Consider the following 22014-nt stretch of genomic DNA (forward strand, 5'->3'; position numbering starts at 1 on the left):
CCTTCTCCTTTCAAATTCCCGCAACGGCGCGCTGCTCGTCGGAGAGCAGGCCGAGCCGCGCGGCGTCGCTGACCAGCACGCGCGCGCGTTCGACGAACGGCGGATCGATCATCCGGCCATCGACGACATACGCGCCGACACCTTTTGCATCCGCTTCGCGCGCGGCAACGACGACCCGCACCGCGTGCGCGATGTCTTCGTCGGAAGGACGGAAGACGTCGTTGGCAATCGCGATCTGGCTCGGGTGAATGCAGCTCTTGCCGATGAAGCCGAACGCGCGCGCCAGTTGCGCCTCCGCGCAAAAGCCGTCCGCGTCCTTGATGTTGGCGAAGGCGCTGTCGTAGGCGAAGACGTTCGCTTCGCCCGCCGCGATGCGCAGCGCGAACATCGCCTGTTCGATGGCCGCGTTCTCGCGCCGCGCAATGCCGAGCGGCTCGAACAGGTCGCCCAGCCCGAGTTGCAGCCCCGCGACTCGCGGATGCGCGGCGGCCAGCTCGGCGGCCTGGCGCAATGCGCGCGGCGACTCGACATTGAGCAGCAGGCCGATCGGCACGCTCACGCCGTTGGCGCGTTCGGCGGCTTCCAGCGCGGCGGCGGCGGCCAGTACGTCGTCGGGATGTTCGGGCTTCGGCAGGTTGACGAGGGAGACGCCGTTGCGCGCCACTGCGCCGATATCGGCGGCGAAATGCGGCGTGGACAGCGCGTTCACGCGCACGATCAGCGTCTTGTCGCTCGCCAGGGCGTCGCTGCTTTCGAGCAGTACGCGCAAGTCCGCGCGCGCCTGCGGCTTGCGCTCGGGCGTCACGCTGTCTTCAAGGTCGAACGAGAGGGCGTCGGCGGCGCCGGCGAGCGCCTTGGCAAAGAGTTCCGGGCGCGATGCCGGCACGAAGAGCTTGCTTCTCATGTGTCTCCCAACTGTTCTGAACTGTATTTGCTTTATCAAACAGTCTACGCAGGCTCAGGTTTTAGATAAACTATCCGCGTCTATCTTCAAACAAAAGTAAATCTACGTTATGGAATCAGCGTTCCTTTCCAACCTGCTGCTCGTCGTCGATACCGGTTCGATGGCGGAAGCGGCGCGGCGCGTCGGCGTGACGCCGGCGGCGATCGCACAGCAAATGGCGTCGCTCGAACGCGAGCTCGGCATCACGCTGTTCGTGCGCTCGGGCCGCACGGTGATTCCGACCGAGGCGGGGCATCGCGTGATCGAGCGGGCGCGCGGCCTGGTTGCCGATATCGCGGATCTCAAGGCACACGCGCTGGAAGGCGAGCCGACCGGTGAACTGCGGATCGGCACCATCACGACGGCGCTGCTGAGTCTGCTGCCCGATGTGCTCGCCAACTTTGCGCGCGCCTTTCCGCGCGCCAAGGTGCTGATTCGCGCGGGCACCTCGATGGAGCTGTACGACACGCTGCAACGCGGCGATCTCGATGTCGCCATCTGCCTGCATCCGTCGTTCGCGTTGCCGAAGGCCTATGACTGGCACCTGCTGCGTGAGGAGCCGCTCGTCGTGCTGGCGCCCGGAAGGCTGGCTCGCGAGGATCCGCATGAGTTGCTCCGGCGCGAGCCGTTCGTCCGCTATGACCGAACGCTAGGCGGCGGCAAGCAGGCCGACAACTATCTCCGGGCTGCACGCATCGTGCCGCGCGAGCTGTTCGAACTGAATTCGCTGATGGCCATTGCGATGATGGTCGATCGCGGACTGGGCGTCTCGCTCGTGCCGGACATCGTTTCGCCGATGACCGCCGCGCTGTCCATTGCGCGCCTTGCTCTGCCGATGCAAGCAGAGCCGCGCCGCTTCGGCATGGTCTGGCAACGTTCGTCGCCGCGCGCGCGGCTGATTCAGGGCTTGCTGCGCTGCGCGGACGAGGCGGTCGCGGCGAGCATTGCGAAGGGGTGAACGAAGGAATGATCAGCCATAGGAGAACGTCTTGTCACAGAGACGTCAAGGCAGCAACAATCCGCATGCATACTTTGACTAACTGTCGAATGATGCGCGGCATAATGCAGATAATCCGTTTCCGGATTGATAACTGAGCGAGCGCTATCATGAGCGAACCAAAAATAAAGCGAGACCCGGAGGGAACACGGCGGCGCATTCTGGAGGCAGCCACCGAACAGTTCACCCGGTTCGGCCTGGCCGGCGCACGAGTCGACGCCATCGCCACCGCGGCCGAGACCAATGAGCGCATGCTCTATTACTACTTTACGAGTAAAGAAGGCTTGTACGTTTCGGTTATCGAAACAATGTATGGGCGCTTCGGAGAACGTGAAGTCAGTCTGGATCTGACGGGCCTGCCGCCTTCCGAGGCCGTGCGCAAGCTGGCCGAGTCCATCTGGGATCATCTGCGTGAAAACCCCCAATGGCTGAGTCTGATCAATAACGAAAACCTGCATGAAGGACGATACCTGGAGCGGTCGAGCACGCTGCGCGAAACCATCTCCCCGGTGATTGCCATCATGCGCGAGATCCTCGAGCGCGGCATGGCGTCGGGCGAGTTCCGGCCGGGCATCGATCCGCTCGACTTCTACATCACGGTAGTAGGCATGGGGTACTACGTGGTGTCGAACCGCTTCTCGATCAATGCGTTCATCGGGCGCAACTATAGCGAGCAGCCGCGTTACGAAGCCATCGCGGCGATGCATACCGACATGCTGCTGGCCTATCTCACTTCGCACAAGAAGACGCAATAAGCTTTGCCGGGGCGATCGCCGTCACGCCCTCTGATGCGATGAATCAGGCAACGCGGTGTCGTCGCCCCAGGCCTTGGCGGCAGCCACCGCGCGCCGCCAGTCCTTCAGGCTGGCCGCCACGCGTGCGGGCTGCATCGACGGGTTGAAGCGCCGGTCCTGCTGCCACTGCTGCTGCACCGTTTCGATGTCAGGCCAGAATCCCGTTGCCAGTCCTGCCAGACAGGCTGCGCCAAGCGCGGTTGTTTCGATGATGCGCGGACGCACCGCGTCGATGCCGAGCAGGTCGGACTGAAACTGCATCAGAAGATCATTGGCGCAGGCGCCGCCATCGACGCGCAATTCATCGATATGCATGCCCGAGTCGGCTTCCATGGCCTTGAGCACATCCGCCGATTGATAAGCTATCGAATCCAGCGCCGCGCGCGCGATGTGCGCCGCCGTCGTTCCGCGCGTCGCGCCGAACAGCGTGCCGCGCGCGCGGGCGCTCCAGTGCGGCGCGCCGAGTCCCGCAAAAGCCGGCACGAAGAAGACGCCGTCGGAGTCCGGCACGCTGCGCGCGAGCGCCTCGACTTCGGCCGCGCTGCGGATGATGCCCAGTCCGTCGCGCAGCCATTGCACCACCGCGCCCGCGATGAAGATGCTGCCCTCCAGCGCGTAATGGACTTCGTCACCAAGCTTCCATGCAATCGTCGTGACGAGGTCGTTCTTTGATTCGATCGGCTGTGTGCCGGTGTTCATCATCAGGAAGCAGCCGGTGCCGTAAGTGTTCTTCGCCATGCCGGAACGTGTACACATCTGGCCGAACAGTGCGGCATGCTGATCGCCCGCGATGCCGGCCAGCGGCACTTCGGCGGTCAGCACGCCGGCTGCGGTGCGGCCCACGCATTCCGATGACGCACACACTTCGGGCAGCAGGTTGCGCGGGATGTCGAAGGCGTCGAGCAGGTCGTCGTCCCAGTCGAGCTTGTGAATGTTGAAGAGCATCGTGCGGGACGCGTTGGTGATGTCGGTGACGTGCAGCGCGCCCTTCGTGAAATTCCAGATGAGCCAGCTGTCGACTGTGCCGAACGCGAGCTTGCCGCGCGCCGCCTGCTCGCGCGCGCCCTCGACGTTGTCCAGGATCCAGCGGATCTTGGTCGCGGCGAAATACGCGTCGATGGGCAAGCCCGTCTTCGTGCGCACCATCGCCGACAGGCCGTCCGCCTTGAGCGTGTCGCACAGGTCGGCGGTGCGCCGGTCCTGCCATACGATGGCGTTGTGGACGGGCTTGCCGGTCTCCCGGTCCCACACGATGGTCGTCTCGCGCTGGTTGGTGATGCCGATCGCGTCGATATCGCCGGCTTCCGCGCCGCCTCGCAACAGCGCTTCGGCGGCGACGCCCGACTGCGTCGACCAGAGTTCCCACGGATCGTGTTCCACCCAGCCGGGACGCGGATACCGCTGCGTGAACTCCTTCTGCGCCGATGACACCAGTCGTCCTTGGGCGTCGAACAGCATCGCGCGTGAACTGGTGGTGCCTTGGTCGAGGCTCAGGATGAAGCGCCGTTTCATTGTCCGTCTCCGAATATTGTTCTTGGCCCGCGCAATCCTCGCGTGCGCTTTAGGCCGCGTGTTCCGGCGACGGCCCCGCGATGTCGGTCGCCGCTGCGTCCTGCCGGGCGAACCAGTCGTCGATGCGGGAGGCGACCGTGTGGCGCGAATCCGGCGCGATGTGCAGGCCCAGTTTCGAGCGGCGCCACAGCACGTCTCCGGAAGTCCTGGCCCATTCGACGTCGCGCAGATAGCGCAATTCGGCTTCGTGAAGAGCGATGCCCGGCGCGAGCGACGGCCCGAGATCGTCGAGACTGCGCGCCGCGCCGATGAGCGTGTCCGCGCGCGTACCGTAGGCATGCGCGTAACGGCGCGCCAGTGACTCAGGCAGCCAGGGATGTCGCGACCGAAACGCCGCGATGAACGCGTGAATGTCCGCACGAGGCAGGTCGCCGCCCGGCAGCGGCACACCGGCGGTCCAGGTTCGGCCGTCGTGTCGAAGCGCCTCGCAAAGCGTGTCGACGGCTTCTTCCGCCAGCTTCCGATAGGTCGTGATCTTGCCGCCGAAGACCGAGAGCAACGGGGCTTCGTCATCGGGATGATCGGTTTCGAGCCGATAGTCGCGCGTCACGGCGGAAGCGTTCTGCGCGTGCTCGTCTTCCAGCAGCGGACGCACGCCCGAATAGCTCCACGCGACATCCGCCGGCGCGATCTTCTGCTTGAAATAGCGATTGATGGAGTCGCACAGATAGCGCACTTCCTCGGCGTCGATGGACACCCGCGCCGGATCGCCGTGAAACTCGAGGTCGGTCGTGCCGATCAGCGTGAAGTCGCGCTCGTAGGGAATCGCGAAGATGATGCGCTTGTCGGGGTTCTGGAAGATGTAGGCGTCATCGTGGGAGAAGAGACGGCGCACCACGATATGACTTCCCTTTACCAGTCGCACGCGATGCTGCGGCTTCTCGCGGGTGTGGATGCCGTTGCGCAGCAACTCACCGACCCACGGACCCGCCGCATTGACGATCGCACGTGCCCGCACGGTCGAGAGCGATCCTTCGCCGCCGCCAATGCGCGCGTGCCACACGCCTTCCTGCCGCGACGCGCTGACGAGCCGCGTCCGCGTCAGCACGGTCGCGCCGCGTTCGCGTGCATCGAGGGCGTTCAGCACGACGAGCCGGGCGTCGTCGACCCAGCCGTCGGAGTAGATGAACCCGCGCTCGATGCTGTCGATCAGCGGCGCCCCGGCAGGATGACGGCGCATGTCGATGCCGCTCGACCCCTGCAGCAGTTCGCGTTTCGCCAGATGATCGTAGAGAAACAGTCCGGCGCGGATCAGCCAGGCCGGGCGCAGTGCCGGCATGTGCGGCATGACGAAGCGCAGCGGAGAGATGATGTGCGGCGCCGAGCGCAACAAGGTTTCGCGCTCCTGCAAGGCCTTGCGCACCAGACCGAACTCGCGGTACTCGAGGTAGCGCAGTCCGCCGTGAATGAGCTTCGTGCTCGATGACGACGTGTGCGACGCCAGATCGTCCTGTTCGACCAGCAAGACGGAGAGCCCGCGTCCGGCGGCATCGCGCGCGATGCCCACTCCGTTGATGCCGCCGCCCGCCACGAGCAGGTCGTAGATCAAGCCTTGCATGGTCTGTTCACTCTCCAGGGTGTCCGGCACGAAGTTGACGCAAAGGAACGAAATGTTCGTTTGCGAAAATTTAACGAACAACGGCGAAAAAGTAAAGACGCTTGCACGCCAGCCATTCCTGCGCAGAACAAGCAGAGGCAGCGAGGAAGAAATATAAGCTTGCTCAGCGTATACCCTGACCAATATTTTCGAAAGTGAACTTTTAGTTTTCGAAATTGTTCCTTATAGTTCGCCTTGTATCTCAAAATCCGGGTGCGTCCATTGCGCCCGCTACGGCAAACACAAGGAGACCGCGCCATGCAGGAGCGCACGCAACTCGGACAGGTGGTGTACAGACAAGGGCCCGACTGGCCCGGCTACGCGCGGCGTGTCCTGTTCTGGAACTGGTTCACGTGGCTGCTCAACTTCGCGGACCGCGGTCTCATCGGCCCGTTGCTGCCGCTCATCATCGCGGAGTTCGGCATCTCCTATGCGACGGCGGGCGGCCTCGTATCGTTCTTCTTCGTCGGCTATCTCTCGACCTTCTTCGGCGGCCTGCTCGCGGACCGCTACGGCCGCAAGCCGATGACCGTGCTCTCCGTGTTCGGCTTCGGCGCGGCCACCTGTCTCACCGGTCTCGTTACCGGCGTCAAGTCCTTCGCCGCCGTGCGCGTGATGACCGGCATCTTCGAAGGGCTCCAGTATCCGGCTGCCGCCGCCTGGGTCAGCGAGAGCTTCCCGTACAAGCAGCGCGGCCGTGCGCTGGCCATCTGGGAGACGGGCTACAGCCTGGGCACGCTGGCCGGCATCGCGGCGGCGACCGTCGTCGGCGCGCACATGGGCTGGCGCGCGGTCTGGCCGATCTGCGGCGTCATCACGCTGCTGTCGGGCGTCCTGTTCATGCGCCGCATCAAGGAGCGTCCGCGCACCGAGACGCCGGGCCACGACGAAGCCGTCGCGCTGCATATCGAGAAGGGCGGCGCGCGCATCCGCGACGTCATCCGCATGCGCAACGTGTGGGTCGTCTTCGTCATGCACGGGCTCTACAACTTCACCTTCTGGATGGCCGCCACCTGGGTCCCGGCGTATGCGATCAAGGTGCATCACATGTCCTTCCTCAACGGCGGACTGATGTCGGCGACGCTGTTCGGCGGCGTGTCGATCGGCCTCGTGCTGAGCGGCTTCCTCGCGGACCGCATCGGCCGCAAGCGCACCATCAGCCTGCTCACGCCGGTGTCGGCCATCTGTCTGTGGGGCTTTACGCAGGCGCAAAGCGCACCGATGCTGTTCACGCTGATGGTGCTCGGCGGCGTGTTCGGCGCGTATATCTCCACGGCCATCGCACTGGTGATGGATTCGACCGATCCGCGTCTTGCCGGCACGGCCTTCGGCGTGGCGCTGTTCGGCGGCGAAGTCGGCGCGGTGCTGGGGCCGCTGTCGGGCGGTATCCTGGCGCAGGAACTCGGTTTGCAGAGCGCCATTCTCGCGCTGCCGGTCTCGCTGATCGTCGCTGCCGTCTTCGTGTGGTTCGCGCATGAACCGCAACGCGACGCGCACGGCACGCTGAAGACCAACCTGAACTCACAGACCTGAACGGCATTGCGACTTCGGCGCGGGGATCGACGAACCCGCGCACCTTCATTCATTTTTGGCACCGGGACCAGCATGGCAAGCAAACCGAACATCATCCTGATTCTCAACGACGACATGGGCTACTCCGACATCGGCTGCTATGGCGGAGAAATCGAGACCCCGAACCTCGACCGGCTTGCCCGCAACGGCTTGCGCTACTCGCAGTTCTATAACACCGCGCGCTGCAGCCCGTCGCGCGCGTCCTTGCTGACGGGCCTGCATCCGCATCAGACGGGCATCGGCGTGCTGACCTACGACTACGGTCCCGAAGGCTATGCGGGCAATCTCAACAAGCAGTGCGTGACCATTCCGGAAGTGCTGAAGACCAACGGCTATCGCACCTACATGAGCGGCAAATGGCATGTGGCGAGCAGCCTCGACGAACCCAGCGACACCTGGCCGATGCAGCGCGGCTTCGACGAATTCTTCGGCACGATCATCGGCGCGGGCAGCTTCTACGATCCGAACACGCTCACGCGCGGCAACACCAATATCGAGCACGAGGCGAAGGAGCAGGACGACTTCTTCTATACCGATGCCATTAGCGACGAAGCGGTCTCGTTCATCGAGCAGCATGTCGCCGAGCATGCCGGCACGCCGTTCTTCCAGTACGTCGCGTACACGGCGCCGCATTGGCCGCTGCATGCGCATGAGGAAGACATCGCCAAGTACAAGGGCCGCTTCGACGCAGGCTGGGACGCGCTGCGTGAGGAGCGCCTGAAGCGGCTCGTCGATGACGGCATCCTGCGCGACATCTGGCGTCTCAGCGACCGCGACCCGACGCAGCCCGAATGGAGCGAAGCGGATCACAAGGCCTGGCGCCTGCGCTGCATGGAGGTGTATGCGGCGCAGATCGACCGGATGGATCAGGGCATCGGGCGTATCGTCGCGGCGCTGGAGCGCGCCGGGCAACTCGACAACACCGTGATCATCTTTCTGTCGGACAACGGCGCGTGCGCCGAGGACATTCCGGAAGGCGTCACGGTCGATGATCTCGTCAACAATCTCAAGATCGCCAAATCGCATACGCGCAAGGGCGCCGAAGTCCAGTTCGGCAATAACCCGGCGCTGATGCCGGGCGGCGAGGACACATACCAGAGCTATGGCACGGCCTGGGCGAATCTGTCGAACGCGCCGTTCCGGCTCTACAAGCACTGGATTCACGAAGGCGGTATTTCGACGCCGTTCATCGTGCACTGGCCGGACGGCATCGAGGCGAAGGGCGAGATCCGTCACTCGCCGGGCTATCTGCCCGACGTCATGGCGACGGTGCTCGACATCACCCGCACCGACTATCCGCAGCAGCATGGCGGCAACGCCATCGCGCCGCTGGAGGGTCACTCGCTGCGGGCGTCGTTCGAGCAGAAGGGCGGGGAAGCCCGCCCGCCGATGTTCTGGGAGCACGAAGGCAACGCGGCGGTGCGCATCGGTACGTGGAAGCTGGTGCGGCGCTATCCGAATCCGTGGGAGCTCTATGACATGGACGCGGATCGCACCGAACTGAACGACCTCGCCGGGCAGCATCCGGATCGCGTGAAGGACATGGCGGCGCGCTACGACGAATGGGCCGCGCGCTGCGGCGTGATTCCGCGCGAGAAGATCCTGGCGCTGATGGCGGAGCAGGACGAGCCTGCGTTCTGGGAAAAGGAAGAGGACAAATGATGGAGACGCCGGGCTTGCACGAGGGCGGCACGAAGCGGGCTTGCTGCACGCCGCAGCGTGCTGTTCACGTGGAGTCGCAAGCGCAGGACATCGCGCGGACTGGCGAGCCCGATGCGTGGGTGCAAGTTCGCGGCGGCGAGTTCGAGATGGGCACCGATCTCGCCGAAGGTTTTGCCGACGATGGCGAAGGCCCCGCACGCCGCGTGCGCGTCAGTGACTTCGCGCTCGCGGCGACCACCGTGACGAACGGCGAGTTCAGCGCGTTCGTGCGGGCGACGGGCTACATCACCACCGCCGAGCAGCTCGGCACGTCGTTCGTGTTCTATCTTCAGGTGCCGGAAGCACGGCGCGCCGGGATGCGTCGCGTGGCGCCGGGCCTGCACTGGTGGCTGGATGTCGAAGGCGCCTGCTGGCAGCGTCCTGAAGGGCCTGGCTCGCACATTCGCGACCGGGCGCGGCATCCGGTGGTGCATATGTCGTGGGACGATGCGCACGCCTACTGCGCCTGGAAAGGCGGCCGCCTGCCGACCGAAGCCGAATGGGAATTCGCCGCGCGCGGCGGTCTCGAAGGCAAGCGCTATCCCTGGGGCGACGAACTCGAACCGGACGGGCGGCCCCGCTGCAACATCTGGCAGGGCGATTTCCCGCATTCCACCGCGCCCGGATGGAATGCCGGTCCGCTGGCCGTCGATGCCTTCGAGCCGAACGGTCTCGGCTTCTACAACATGTGCGGCAATGTCTGGGAATGGTGCGCCGACTGGTACGCACCGGACTATCACGTCGCGACCGCTGCACGCGATCCGCGCTTCGATACACCTACGGGCAGGCGCTCGATGCGCGGCGGCTCATTCCTCTGCCACGATTCGTACTGCAACCGCTATCGCGTTGCGGCGCGCAGTTCGAATGTGCCGGGGACGTCGGCGAGCAATATCGGGTTCAGGATCGCGCATCGGTAGAAGTCCGTCACCCCTGCGACGCATGCATCAGCATGTAGCCCGCCACCAGCACGATCACCCCGGCGAACACGCGGTTGAGCGTGCCGCGCCGATGCGCGAGCCGTCCGGCCGCGCGCGCCCCCATCCAGCCGCCGACCGTGCCGCCGAGCACGAACACCGCGGCCACGGGCCAGTCGACGTCGCCGGAGATCGAATAGTTGATCGCGGTGGTGAGGCCGAAGGTGCCGACCGCGAACAGCGAGGTGCCGATGGCCTCCACAATCTGCATCTGCGCGGCGAACATCAGTCCCGGCACGATCAGGAAGCCGCCGCCGATGCCGAAGAAGCCCGACAGTCCGCCCGCGCCCAGCCCCGTGCCGCACAGCTGCGGATAGCGTCGCGAGGTGCCGGCGCGCGTGTCGTCGGCGTCGGCGGGAGTGCTGCGCAGCATCAGCACGGCCACGATGCACATGAGAATGGCGAAGTAGTCGAGCAGACGGTGCCCGTCGACGAGCTTGCCGAGCGTCGAACCCAGCGCCGCGCCGAGCACGCCGCTCGCCGCGAAGGTAAAGGCCGCGTCCCAGCGCACGCGTCCGGCGCGCGCATGCGGGATCATGTTGAGATAAGCGCTCGCGGCCACCGCGAGCGCCGCCGTGCCGATGGCCGCATGCGCGTTGTGCAGGCCGACCACATAAAGCAGCAGCGGAATGGCGAGGATGGACCCGCCGCCGCCGATCATGCCGAGCATGAAACTCACGAAACCGCCGCACAGCAAAGCAAGAAGGATCTGGATGAGAGACGGTGCGGGCATGCGTTCAGCCCTGCCGTCGCGGTGTGGACGCGGGCTGGCCGCAGGTCAGGTTCGCGGGCACGGCCACGTCCATCATCTTCGGATAGGGCAGGTCGAGCGACGCCATGATGCGCGCATACTCGTCCTCGGTCTTGCCCGCGATGCGCGGATTCCAGCGCTGTTCCTCGCCGATGCTCGACGCGCTCATGCCCTTGTAGTCGTGCGCCGGATAGACGATCGTAGGCTCGGGCAGGCGGAACAGCCGGTTGACGATGGAGTCCCACGAACGGCGCGCGTCGCCGCCCTGGAAGTCGGTGCGGCCGCTGCCGCGGATCAGCAGCACGTCGCCGGTGAACACGGCGCGCGGCGCGTCCGGCTGCAGCACGAAGCTGAACGACTCATCGGTATGGCCGGGCGTGTAGAGCGCGCCCAGCGTGATGCCGTCCACGTCGATGCGCTCGCCGTCGCGCACATGGCGCGTCACGCATTCGGCGCGCGTGCGTTCGCCCATGATCGTCGTGCAATCCAGCACGTCGCGCAGGTCGCCAAGCGCGGTGATGTGGTCGGCGTGCGTATGCGTGTCGATGGCATGCACGAGTTCCACGCCGAGTTCCTCGATCAGTTGCAGGTACTGGTCGAGCTTCTCCTTCACGGGATCGATGATCAGCGCCTCGCCGCCCGGCCGCGACGCGAGCAGATAGGTGTAGGTGCAGGAGGCGCTGTCGAAGAGTTGTCGGAAGATCATGGCGTGCTCAATCCTTGCGTAGCGCCTGGGCGAAGCGCGCGATGAAGTCGCCGACGTTCCCGACCTTTTCGAAGCCCAGCACGCTCTTCACGATGCCGTCCACCTGTGCCGCCTCCAGCCGCTCGCCCAGCAGCGAACCGGCCTTCGCGCTCAGGTTGCGTTCCTGTCGGGCGAGATCCTGTTCGGGGCGGCTCGTGTTGACGTGCTGTTCGAGGCGCGTGCCGTCCTTCAGCACGATCGCGACATCGGCGCTCGCGCGCGGCTGCTGCGGATTGGGCGTGATCGTCACGAGCCGGCGCAGCCGGCCGACCTGCGCGTCGTCGAGCGCGGCGGGGCCGTACGATGCGGCATCGACGGTGCTCCAGCCCGCCAGCGTCAGCGCAACCATCTGCGCGATGCTGAACTTCGCTTCGAGTCCGTTCGTCGGCGATGGAATGCAGCACACCGAGAGATATTGCGGCTCGACGCGGATCTCGATGCGCTCGATGTCGTCGAGGCGCGCGCCCAGTTGTTCTCTCAACAGCTTGGACGCTTCGATCGAACCCTGCGTGCCGTAGCACGACGCGTTGTACTTGAACAGAATCGTGCGCGCCTGATAGTCCGGCGCGTTGGCGAGCGCGCGTGCAATCGCGTCGTGGTCGCGCGCGCTGGCGTACAGCTCGATGAAACCGGCCTCGCATTCGAGCATGTCGGTCTGGCTGGTGAAGCCGCGCTTCGCGAGACTCGCGGCGAGCACGCCGCTCGCGGCCGCGTGGCCCGCATGCAGCGGCTTGCACATGGTGCCGAACGCCGCGCGCAGCCCGGCCGATTGCGTCGCGGCAATGCCCAGCGCGTGCTGCGTCTGCGCGGGCGTGAGATCGAGCAGCGTCGCGCTGGCGAGCGCCGCGCCGAACATGCCGAAGGTCGCGGTGTTGTGCCAGCCGCGCTTGTAGTGTTCCTCGCCCATCACGAGCGCGATGCGGCTCTGCATCTCCACGCCCGCGACGAAGGCGGCGAGGGCGCGCTGACCGGGCAGGCCGTCGCGTTCGCCGATCGCGAGAATCGCCGACCACAGCGGCACCGACGGATGCACGCGCGAACCGAGATGCACGTCGTCGAAATCGAGCACGTGCGAAGCCATGCCGTTGACCAGCGCCGCGTTGCGCACGCTGGTCCGCGCGCCGCTGCCGAGCAGCGTCGCGCGCGGCGCGGCTTCTTCCGCGCGAATCTCGGCTTCGAGCATGCCCACCGAAGGATCCGCCCAGCCGGAAGTCAGCGTGCCGAGCCAGTCGAGCAGCGAGTGCTTCGCGATCTCGATGACTTCAGCCGGCAGCGGGTCGCGGGCGCGTGCGAGACAGGTCTCGGCAAGTTCGCGTGTGAGAGGGTAGCGGGCGCTCGAAGCTTCGCTCATGAGGGTCTCCGTGGAATGCTGTGACTGGATGGCGGCCGGCGGTTCAGTGCCGTCGCCCGAATGCCGCCGGATTGACGAGGTTGCGCGGCGTCCCGGCCTGCCAGGCGAGCACGTCGCGAAACGCCGCATCGAAGAGCGTTTCGTAGTTTTCTTTCTGCACATAGCCGAGATGCGGCGTGCAGACGACGTTGGGCATCTGCACGAAGGCATCGCGCAGCGCGGGTTCCTCGTCGAAGACATCGAGTGCGGCAAGGCCCGGCCGCCCGCGCGCCAGCGCTTCGGCGAGCGCGCCCGGCTGCACCAGGCCCGCGCGGCTCGTGTTGACGAAGAGCGCGTCGCGCTTCATCGCCAGCAGATGATCCAGCGTGACGGTGCCGCGCGTGGCGTCGTTCTGGCGCACCTGCAAGGTCAGCACGTCGGATCGGGTGAAGAGGTCGTGCGCGTCGGCGGCAAGTTCATGACCGTGTTCCGCCGCGAGCGCGAGCGACTCCGGCCGGCTCCACACCAGCACGCGCATGCCGAAGGCCGTCGCGTACTGCGCCAGACGCCGGCCGATGCGCCCATAACCCCAGATGCCGAGCGTGCGATGCTCCAGCGCGACGCCGAGACCGTGGCCGTAAGGCGTCGCATCGTCTTCAAGGCCGCTGCGCTGCCAGACGCCCGCCTTCAGGTTCGCCGCGTATTGCGGAATGCGCCGCGCCGCCGCGAGAATCAGCCCCCACACGAGTTCCGCCGTGGCGACGCCGGAGAAGCGGCTCTCGGTCACGGGAATGCCGAACTCCGTCGCCGCGTCCAGGTCGATATGCGCGCTCGCCTTGCCGGTCTGCGCGATGAAGCGCAGGTTCGGCAGCTGCTCCAGCAGTGCGCGCGGCACCGGCGTGCGTTCGCGGATCAGCACCAGCACTTCTGCATCGGCGATGCGCGCGGCCAGCGTGTCGAGGTCCTTGATGGTGTCGTGCAACACCTGGACATCGTGACCGTCGAGCAGCCGGAAGCAGTCGAGCTTGCGGACGGCGTCCTGATGGTCGTCGAGGATGGCGATCTTCATCGCGGCCGCGCGCCGGTTACGCCTGTGCGCCGGTAGCGACCGGCGCGCCCTGGCGCGAACTCCACTCGCTCCACGAGCCCGGGTAGAGCGCCGCGCCGCGAATGCCCGCGATCTCCATCGCCAGCAGGTTGTGACAGGCGGTCACGCCGGAACCGCACTGGCCGATCAACACCGCGCCGTCGGTCGTGCCGGCAATCGCGCCGATCTCCTCACGCAGCGTATCCGCCGGCTTGAAGCGGCCGCCGGCGTCGAGGTTGTCGCGGAAGAAGCGGTTGCGCGCCTTCGGAATATGGCCGCCCACGGCATCGAGCGTTTCGTTCTCGCCGCGATAGCGGTCGGCCGCGCGGGCGTCGAGCACCACGCGCTCACCGCTGTCGATATTGGCGCGCACGGCGTCGAAATCGACCGTCGTGACGAGCGGCGTGCGGACCGTGAAGCTGCCCGGCGCGGACGCCGTGCGCTCGCCGCTTTCCACCGCGTGACCCACGCCGCGCCAGGCAGGCAGGCCGCCGTCGAGCACCGCGACATCGCGATGACCGGCCCAGCGCGCCAGCCACCACAGACGCGCCGCGTACATGCCGGCCGCGCTGTCGTAGCAGACGATCTGCGTGGCGTCGTTCGCGCCGGCGCGCGCCATCGCGGCGGCGAAGGCCTCGACGGACGGCAGCGGATGACGGCCATTCTGGCCGGTCTTCGGGCCGCTCAGTTCGCTTTCCAGATGCAGATGCACCGCGCCCGGCACGTGCGCTTCGCGATAGCTCGCGAGACCCGCGTCCGGGTTGGTCAGGTCGAAGCTGCAATCGCAGACCAGCACGTTGGCCGAACCATCGGCGAGCAGCGCGGCGAGTTGTTCGGGGGAAATCAGCGTGTCGAAGCGCATGGGGTTCCTGTTGCTTGAAAGAATGAAGTTGAAGGTCTCGCTCGCGGCGCGCTCAATGATTGAACGGCTTGACCACGGCGCGGTAATCCGCGATATCGCTTTCGATGAACTTCGCGAAGGCGTCGCCCGAGGTGTTGGTCAGCACCGCGCCGTTCATCGTCAGTTGCTTCGCGACGTCGGGCTGCTTGAGAAGCTGCTGGATGTTCTGGTTCAGCTTCGCGACCACGTCGGGCGGCGTGCCGGCCGGTGCGGCGACGCCGTACCATTGCGTCGTGCCCACGGCCCAGCCGAGTTCGCGGAAGGTCGGCACGTCCGGATAAGCGGGATTGCGCTGCGCGCCGCTGGTCGCGAGCAGGCGCATGCCGTCGTCGGTCAGTTGCCCGGCGAGCGGCGTATAAGGCGCGAAGAAGCTGTCCACCTGGCCGCCGAGCAGCGCGGTGGTCGCCGGGCCCGAGCCGGTGAAGGGCACGTTGAGGATGTCGAGGCCCGCCTTCTTCTTGAAAATCTCCATCGTCGATTGCGCCGCGCCGCCCGTGCCGGTGGACGCGTAAGTGAGCTTGCCGCCCTTGGCCGCGGCCACGTAGTCCTGGATCGTCTTGTATTTCGACTTCGCGCTGACCAGCAGGCCGAAGGGCGTTTCGACCACCATCGAAATGGGCGCGAAGCTGCCCGGCACCTTGTAGCGCAGGTCCGGATGCACCACCGGTGCGACCGAAAAGTTGCCGCTCATCGCGAGCAGCAGCGTGTAGCCGTCGGGCTTCGCGTGAGCGACGATATCCGCCGCGATGTCGCCGCCCGCGCCGGGACGGTTCTCGACCACGACGGGATTGTCGAGACTCTTCGAGAGCGCCGTGGCGACGATGCGCGCGTACGTATCGCCGCCGCCGCCCGGCGGAAAGCCGACCAGCAGCTTGATCGGGCCGTCCGGATAGCCGCCTGCGTGCGCCGCAGGCATGGCCGCCACGCCGATGCCCAGGCCCAGCACACAGGCCGACACAGCGCGCAGCAGACGCGCCGGAACCTCGTTCTTCGCATTTCGGGTTGAACGCATGCTTGTCTCCGTTGTTATCGATGGCCTGCACCGCAAGCGCGCCGCGTCATTGCAACAACTGCATGTGCCCCTTCTGCACGGTCTGCCGATAGCGGCCGATGTCCTCGACGATGTACTTCGAGAACGCGTCGCCGGTGAGCGTGCCCGGAACCACGCCTTCGCGGTCGAACAGTTCCTTGACCGTCGGCGCGGCGAGGGCCTGCATGGTCGCCTGTTCGAGCTTCGCGACGACCGGCGCGGGCGTGCCCGCAGGCGCCGCGAGGCCGTACCACTGGGTCAGCGTCATGTTGACGCCGGCTTCCTTCATCGTCGGCACGTCCGGCATCTGCGCGTTGCGCTTCTCGGCCGTGCTCGCCAGCAGGCGCAACTGGCCGCCCTTGATCTGGCCGGCGAGCGGCGGATAGGTGGCGAAGAACGCATCGACGCGGCCGCTGATCAGGTCGTTGATCGCCGGGCCCGAGCCCTTGTACGGCACGTGCAGCACGTCCACGCCCGCGGCCTGCTTGAACATTTCCATGCCGAGCTGCGCGGCGGAGCCGGTGCCCGTCGATGCATAGCTCAGCTTGCCGCCCTTGGCCGCGCTGATGAAATCGGCGAGCGTGTGGTATTTCGATTTCGCCGACACCATCAGCCCCTGCGGCGCCTCGGCCACCAGCGCGATGGGCGCGAAGCTCTCGGGCACCTTGTACGGCAGCCGCTTGCGGATGGCGGGCGCGGTCGCGAGGTTGCCGCTCATCGCGAGCAGCAGCGTGTAGCCGTCCGGCTTCGCGTGCGCGACCGTCTCCGCCGCGATGATGCCGCCCGCGCCGGGCCGGTTGTCGACGATCACGGTCTGATGCAGGATCGGGGCGAGCGCCGCCGCGAGCGCGCGGCCGTAGAGGTCGCCGCCGCCGCCCGGCGGAAAGCCGACCACGAGGCGGATGGTTTGCGTCGGATAGCTATCGTCGGCGTGGCTGGTGACCGGCAGGATCGCGCAACAGGCGAGGCCGATTGCGCCGAGCAGGCGGGTGAGTTTCATGCGAGTCGTCTCCTTCCGGTTAGTTTTGTCAGAGCGGCGCGCGACCGGCACGCACGCCGCTTTTCTGCACAGCCCCTGGATTTATTTGCGCGGCTCGGCGCCGCTGCGCGCGCGCACGGCGCTGGAACGAGCCGGACGGCGCGGGAGCGTTGGCGCGGTGTCGGCGGCGAGCTTTTCGAGCGCCTGCACCACGGCATCGCCGAAACGTTCGACCTGCGCGGCCGAGCGCTCCGCATGCGCCGGCACGACGCGCCAGATGCACGGACGCGGCGAGAAGTCGTCGAGATCGACGGCTTCGAGATCGTCCGCATAGGCGCTCGCGGCCAGCATGCAGTCCGGCACGAAGCCGAGGCCCACGCCATGCGCGACGAGTCCCAGCTTCTGCTCCGCGCCGAACGCGCCCACGTTCACCTGCAACGGCATGCCGCGCTCGCGGAACGCGCTGAAGAGGCCGTCGCGGAAGCCGCAGCCTTCGGGATTCAGCACCCAGCCCATGCCGCCGAGATCGGCGAGATGCAGCGTGTGCGCCGGCATTGCGCCCTTGCGCGCCACCACCACCATGTGCAGCTCGCCCAGGCGCGTGGCGCTCAGGCCCGGGTCGAACTGGGTCGAGCCCGGCAACACGACGATGGCGCCGTCGAGTTCATCGGCCTTGAGGCGCGCGATCACGTCCGTGCTCCAGCCCGACGAAATCTGGATGGACAGCCCCGGCGTCTCTTCCATCTGCCGGGGCATGGCGTCGAGCAGCGCGAGTTCGGCAATCACCTCCGACACCCCGACGCGCAGCGTCCCGCCCGGCGGCGAGTCGCCCCGCACCAGATCGTCGATCGACGCCACTTCGCGCAGCACCGCCTCGCAGCGCTCATACACGCGGCGGCCGAGCGGCGTGGGCCGGGGCGGCTTGGTATGGCGGTCGAGCAGTTCCACGCCGAGATCGCGCTCGAGGTTCTGCACGCGCCGGCTGATGAGCGGCTGGCGCGTCAGCAGCGCCTCCGCGGCGCCGGTGACGGATTCATAGCGGACCACCGCCACGAATGCATTGATGTCTTCGAGTTTCATGCCGAAAAAAGGTGGAGTCAGTCGTTCATCCAGCCCGCCGCTTCCTGAGCGGCGAGCGTCCGGTCGATGCTCGCGCCGGTCTGGCCGAGATAGCCGGCCGGATCGGTCAGGCGCACGATGTCGTTCTCCTCGAGCACCTTCGCGAGGCCTTCGTGGGTGCGCATGGCATCGGCGAAATCGAGCTTGTTGGCGATGCCGTGCATCGACGCTTCATACAGCCAATGGTGCGCCGTCTGCTTGCCGACGCGCTCGCCCAGCTCGATCATCACGCGCTCGGTCAGCAGATAGCCGCGCATCTTGTCGAGATTGTGCGACATCGCGTCCGCATCGACACGCAGGCCGGCCAGCAGCTTCGTGGTCTGTTCCAGCAGCGCGCCGGAGATCAGGCAGCATTCCGGCAGCGCCTTCCATTCGGTCTTCCACGCGATGCCGTCGCGCTCGTGCTCCTGCACCATCGCCTCGGTCATCATCGCGGCGTTGTAGCGCAGCGCGCGCGACAGCCCGGCGATGTTCTCGGCAGCGGTCGGATTGCGCTTGTGCGGCATCGTGGAGGAGGCCAGCTTGCCGTCGGAGAACTGTTCTTCCACTTCGCCGAACTCGTTGCGCTGCATGTTGAACAGCTCGTTGCCGATCTTCGACATCGTCGCGCCGATCATCGCCAGCAGGTTCGCGTATTCGGTGACGCGGTCGCGCGACGGGCCCCAGCTGATGGTCGGCACGGCGAGGCCGAGGGCTTCGAGCGTGCGCGTTTCCACTTCGCGCGCCTGCGGTCCGAGCGAGGCCTGCGTGCCCACGGCGCCGATCAGCATGCCGACGAACACGCGCTTCTCGCATTCCTCCATGCGCTGATAGTGGCGCGACACTTCGTCGAGCCAGATTGCACATTTGTGGCCGAAGGTGATGGGCAGCGCCTGGACGCCGTGCGTGCGGCCGACCATCACCGTATCGCGATGCTGCTTCGCGAGACGCGCCAGTTCCCGGCCGATGGCGCGCAACTCGTGCATGAACACCTGGTGCGCGTCCTTCAGTTGCAGGATCGTGCCGGTATCGAGCACGTCCTGCGTGGTCGCGCCGTAATGCACCCATTCGCCTTCCTTGCCGGCGTGGGCCTGCAACTGTTTGAGCAGCGGCACGAGCGAATGCTTGATGCGGCGGATCTCGCTCGCCATCAGCGGAATGTCGATCTTCTCGACCTTCGCGTTCTCCGTGATGGCCTGCGCCGCCGCCTTCGGAATGATGCCCAGCGCCGCCTGCGCATTGGCGAGCGCGGCTTCGAAGTCGAGCCACTTCTGGATGCGCTGTTCCTCCGAATAGATTTGCCGCAGCTTTTCGCTGCTCCACAGATGTTGCAGCGCAAGCATGTCGAATACGGAAACGCTCATGGATATCTCCTTTTACTTTTTGTCGGCGGGCAGCATGCGGCCCGGATTGAACAGAGTGTCGGGGTCGAAGGCGCGCTTCACGCGCGTCATCAGGTCGAGGGCGACCGGGTCCTTGTAGTGCATCAACGCGTCCTGCTTGAGGCGGCCGATGCCGTGTTCCGCCGAGATCGAGCCGCTCATCTTCGCGACCTGTTCATGCACGATCTCATGCACCCGTTCGATCTGCGCGCGAAAGTCGGCGTCGCTCTGGCCGGCGGGCTTGCTCTGGTTGTAGTGCAGGTTGCCGTCGCCGACATGACCGAAGGTGATCAGGCGGATGCCGGGAAACGCCGCTTCGAGCGCGGCGCCGGTTTCCTCGATGAAGCGCGGAATCTGCGAGATCGGCACCGACAGGTCGTGCTTGATCGACGGGCCGTCGCGGCGCTGCGCCTCCGGCACGTGATCGCGGATATGCCACAGCGCATGCGCCTGTTCCGACGACTGCGCGATCATCACGTCGCGCACGAGGCCGCGTTCGAAGGCATCGCCGAGCGCGGCTTCGAAGCGTTCGGCCAGTTGCGCGTCGCGCGCGGCTTCCGAGACCTCGACGAGCACCGACCAGGGCGTTGCCTCCGTCAGCGGGGCGCGCGTGTTCTCGATATGCGCGAGCACCTGTTCCAGCGTCTTGCTGCCGATCAGTTCGAAGGAGGTCACGCAATCGCCGAGCGTTTCGCGCAGCAGCACCAGCACGTCGATGGCCTGTTGCGGCGTGTCGAGCCCGAGCCATGCGGTGGCCTGCTGGCGCGGCAGCGGAAACAGCTTCAGCGACGCCGCCGTGATGACGCCGAGCGTGCCTTCGCTGCCGATGAAAAGATGCTTGAGGTCGTAGCCCGTGTTGTCCTTGCGCAGCGGCGAGAGGCCGTTCCAGATGCGGCCGTCGGGCAGGACGACTTCGAGGCCCAGCGTGAGATCGCGCGCATTGCCGTAGCGCAGCACCTGTTCGCCGCCGGCATTGCTCGCCAGATTCCCGCCGATGGTCGCGCTGCCCTCGGCCGCCAGCGACAGCGGAAACAGCCGGTTGTGGCGCGCCGCTTCTTCCTGCACGTTCTGCAGGATGCAGCCGGCCTCGACGATCATCGCGTGATCTTCCAGCGACACGCTGCGCACGCGGTTCATGCGCGTAAGGCTCAACACCACTTCGCGGCCCGACTCGTCCGGCGACGATCCGCCCGCCAGCCCCGTATTGCCGCCCTGCGGCACCACCGGCACGCGCTCGGCCGCACACAAACGCACGACCGCCGCGACCTGTCCGGTCGTCGACGGACGCACCACGGCGCGCGCGCGGCCCGGGAAATTGCCGCGCCAGTCGCGCTCGTAACGTTCGAGGTCAGCGGCTTCAGTGACGACGCCCTGCGGGCCGACGATCTCACGCAGCCCGCTCAGGAAGGCGTCCGCGGTGGAAGTTGAGGAAGTTTCGGCGTGCGGGTCACGAAGCATCAGGGCCACTCGGTTGGTTCGACGATGACCGAACGATATCCCAACTTCCGGTGATTAGCCACTATCGGAATAATCTATTGCATGTTCATCTAATTTGTAGATAATCAGTCATCGTGATCGCGGCTCACCGCAGCGTGACCTGAATCGCACAATCCCTCCACCATAAGAAACCAGGAGCATCGAGATGACATCCCATTACTACGACAAGGAAGACAGCGCGCACCGCATGGGCATGGCCAAGGCCGCGCCGGAAGAGTTCAAGGCGTGGGCGAACCTGAACAACATCGTCGGCCGCGAAGACGGTGCGATTCCGCTGAAGTACCGCGAGCTGATCGCCATTGCCGTCGCGCACGCCACGGGCTGCCCATACTGCATCGAATCGCACGCGAAGAAGGGCAAGGCCGCGGGCATGACGAAGGAAGAAATGAGCGAAGCCATCCTGCTGTCGGCGGCACTGTGCGCGGGCGCAGCCGCGGCGCACGGCGGCCTCGCCATGAAGTTCTTCGACGCTGCCTGAGAGCGGCGCGAAACCGGCATCGATCGGGACGCGCCAGCCGCGTTCCTGATCGATAGCCAGCGGGCGCGCACGGCGCGCAATGCCGTCGGCACAGACGGACATGAAAGGAGACAGACGTGGTTGAACAGCATCCGGCAGCGTCGACGCAGCGACGCGACTATTACGCGGGCGGGCTGATGATTCTGCTCGGCCTGGGCGCGATCTTCAAAGGCTCGAGCTACGACATCGGCAGCCTGCGCGAAATGGGGCCGGGCTTTTTCCCGGTGGCGGTCGGCGCGATCATGGCGCTGTCGGGGCTGGGCATCGCGCTGACCAGCGTGGCCGTCGAACCGGCCGGCGACAGGCAGAAGCCCGAATGGCGCGGCTGGATCTGCATTCTGCTCGGCATCGTTGCGTTCATCGTGCTCGGCAATCACGGCGGCCTCGTGCCCGCCACTTTCGCGACGGTGTTCATCGCCGCGCTCGGCGACCGCAAGAACAACCTGCGCGATGCCTTCCTGCTCGCGGCCGCCATGTGCGTGGTCGCGGTCGTGGTGTTCTGGTGGTTGCTGCAAGTGCAACTGCCGCTGTTCCAGTGGAGTTGAGC

The 22014-nt window shown here is 66.2% G+C and carries 20 protein-coding genes; 7 read left to right on the plus strand and 13 right to left on the minus strand.

The window, feature by feature from the left end; genetic code table 11:
- Positions 1-10: 10 nt before the first annotated feature.
- A complete protein-coding gene (locus QCE69_RS17860; RefSeq protein WP_309932124.1) occupies positions 11-904 on the minus strand; it encodes a CoA ester lyase in 894 nt (297 codons plus the stop codon).
- Between the two features lie 109 nt (positions 905-1013).
- On the opposite strand from QCE69_RS17860, the gene QCE69_RS17865 reads away from it, so the two are divergent.
- Positions 1014-1901 (plus strand): LysR family transcriptional regulator, encoded by an 888-nt coding sequence (locus QCE69_RS17865; protein WP_309921025.1) that lies wholly within the window; start codon positions 1014-1016, stop codon positions 1899-1901.
- A gap of 149 nt (positions 1902-2050) precedes the next feature.
- Positions 2051-2695, plus strand: coding sequence for a TetR/AcrR family transcriptional regulator (locus QCE69_RS17870; RefSeq protein WP_309921027.1), 645 nt, complete (start codon positions 2051-2053; stop codon positions 2693-2695).
- A 21-nt stretch (positions 2696-2716) separates the two neighbouring features.
- On the opposite strand, the gene glpK is transcribed toward QCE69_RS17870, so the two are convergent.
- The gene (glpK, locus tag QCE69_RS17875) at positions 2717-4246 is read right to left on the minus strand and encodes a glycerol kinase GlpK (protein WP_309932125.1); all 1530 of its coding nucleotides are present in this window, start codon (positions 4244-4246) and stop codon (positions 2717-2719) included.
- A 49-nt stretch (positions 4247-4295) separates the two neighbouring features.
- A complete protein-coding gene (gene glpD, locus QCE69_RS17880) occupies positions 4296-5864 on the minus strand; it encodes a glycerol-3-phosphate dehydrogenase (protein ID WP_309932126.1) in 1569 nt (522 codons plus the stop codon).
- Between the two features lie 297 nt (positions 5865-6161).
- Here glpD and QCE69_RS17885 point away from each other — a divergent pair, with 297 nt between their 5' ends.
- The 3 genes from QCE69_RS17885 to QCE69_RS17895 all read left to right on the plus strand — a co-directional run bounded on the left by QCE69_RS17885 (position 6162) and on the right by QCE69_RS17895 (position 10093).
- On the plus strand, positions 6162-7436 hold the full coding sequence (locus tag QCE69_RS17885) for an MFS transporter (RefSeq protein WP_309921032.1): 1275 nt from the start codon (positions 6162-6164) through the stop codon (positions 7434-7436).
- Positions 7437-7508: 72 nt separating this feature from the next.
- Positions 7509-9137 carry an arylsulfatase gene (locus tag QCE69_RS17890; RefSeq protein ID WP_309921034.1) on the plus strand — a complete coding sequence of 543 codons (1629 nt, stop codon included), beginning with the start codon at positions 7509-7511 and terminating at the stop codon, positions 9135-9137.
- Entirely contained in the window at positions 9134-10093 is a 960-nt protein-coding gene (locus QCE69_RS17895) for a formylglycine-generating enzyme family protein (protein WP_309921037.1), read from the plus strand. The genes QCE69_RS17890 and QCE69_RS17895 overlap by 4 nt, the downstream gene beginning before the upstream one ends.
- Positions 10094-10100: 7 nt before the next feature.
- On the opposite strand, the gene QCE69_RS17900 is transcribed toward QCE69_RS17895, so the two are convergent.
- From QCE69_RS17900 to QCE69_RS17945, 10 genes are all read right to left on the minus strand, one after another.
- A complete protein-coding gene (locus QCE69_RS17900) occupies positions 10101-10883 on the minus strand; it encodes a sulfite exporter TauE/SafE family protein (RefSeq protein ID WP_309921040.1) in 783 nt (260 codons plus the stop codon).
- A 4-nt stretch (positions 10884-10887) separates the two neighbouring features.
- Positions 10888-11607, minus strand: a complete 720-nt coding sequence (locus QCE69_RS17905) for an MBL fold metallo-hydrolase (protein ID WP_309921043.1) — start codon at positions 11605-11607, stop codon at positions 10888-10890.
- 7 nt (positions 11608-11614) lie between these two features.
- Entirely contained in the window at positions 11615-12997 is a 1383-nt protein-coding gene (locus QCE69_RS17910) for an MmgE/PrpD family protein (protein WP_309932127.1), read from the minus strand.
- 43 nt (positions 12998-13040) lie between these two features.
- Complete coding sequence (locus tag QCE69_RS17915) at positions 13041-14045, minus strand: D-2-hydroxyacid dehydrogenase family protein (protein ID WP_309932128.1); 1005 nt, start codon at positions 14043-14045, stop codon at positions 13041-13043.
- Positions 14046-14061: 16 nt separating this feature from the next.
- The gene (locus QCE69_RS17920) at positions 14062-14925 is read right to left on the minus strand and encodes a sulfurtransferase (protein WP_309932129.1); all 864 of its coding nucleotides are present in this window, start codon (positions 14923-14925) and stop codon (positions 14062-14064) included.
- Positions 14926-14977: 52 nt separating this feature from the next.
- Entirely contained in the window at positions 14978-15976 is a 999-nt protein-coding gene (locus QCE69_RS17925) for a tripartite tricarboxylate transporter substrate binding protein (RefSeq protein ID WP_309932130.1), read from the minus strand.
- Positions 15977-16022: 46 nt separating this feature from the next.
- Positions 16023-16994 carry a tripartite tricarboxylate transporter substrate binding protein gene (locus tag QCE69_RS17930; protein WP_309921056.1) on the minus strand — a complete coding sequence of 324 codons (972 nt, stop codon included), beginning with the start codon at positions 16992-16994 and terminating at the stop codon, positions 16023-16025.
- Between the two features lie 81 nt (positions 16995-17075).
- Positions 17076-18053, minus strand: coding sequence for a LysR family transcriptional regulator (locus QCE69_RS17935; protein ID WP_309921058.1), 978 nt, complete (start codon positions 18051-18053; stop codon positions 17076-17078).
- Positions 18054-18070: 17 nt separating this feature from the next.
- On the minus strand, positions 18071-19435 hold the full coding sequence (gene purB, locus QCE69_RS17940; RefSeq protein ID WP_309932131.1) for an adenylosuccinate lyase: 1365 nt from the start codon (positions 19433-19435) through the stop codon (positions 18071-18073).
- Between the two features lie 12 nt (positions 19436-19447).
- On the minus strand, positions 19448-20911 hold the full coding sequence (locus tag QCE69_RS17945) for an FAD-binding oxidoreductase (protein WP_309932132.1): 1464 nt from the start codon (positions 20909-20911) through the stop codon (positions 19448-19450).
- Positions 20912-21095: 184 nt separating this feature from the next.
- Here QCE69_RS17945 and QCE69_RS17950 point away from each other — a divergent pair, with 184 nt between their 5' ends.
- Positions 21096-21428 (plus strand): carboxymuconolactone decarboxylase family protein, encoded by a 333-nt coding sequence (locus QCE69_RS17950; protein ID WP_309791174.1) that lies wholly within the window; start codon positions 21096-21098, stop codon positions 21426-21428.
- A 176-nt stretch (positions 21429-21604) separates the two neighbouring features.
- Positions 21605-22012, plus strand: coding sequence for a tripartite tricarboxylate transporter TctB family protein (locus QCE69_RS17955; protein WP_309922877.1), 408 nt, complete (start codon positions 21605-21607; stop codon positions 22010-22012).
- The last annotated feature ends 2 nt before the right edge of the window (positions 22013-22014 follow it).

The organism is Caballeronia sp. LZ032, assembly GCF_031451315.1.
In the GTDB taxonomy this organism is placed as follows: domain Bacteria; phylum Pseudomonadota; class Gammaproteobacteria; order Burkholderiales; family Burkholderiaceae; genus Caballeronia.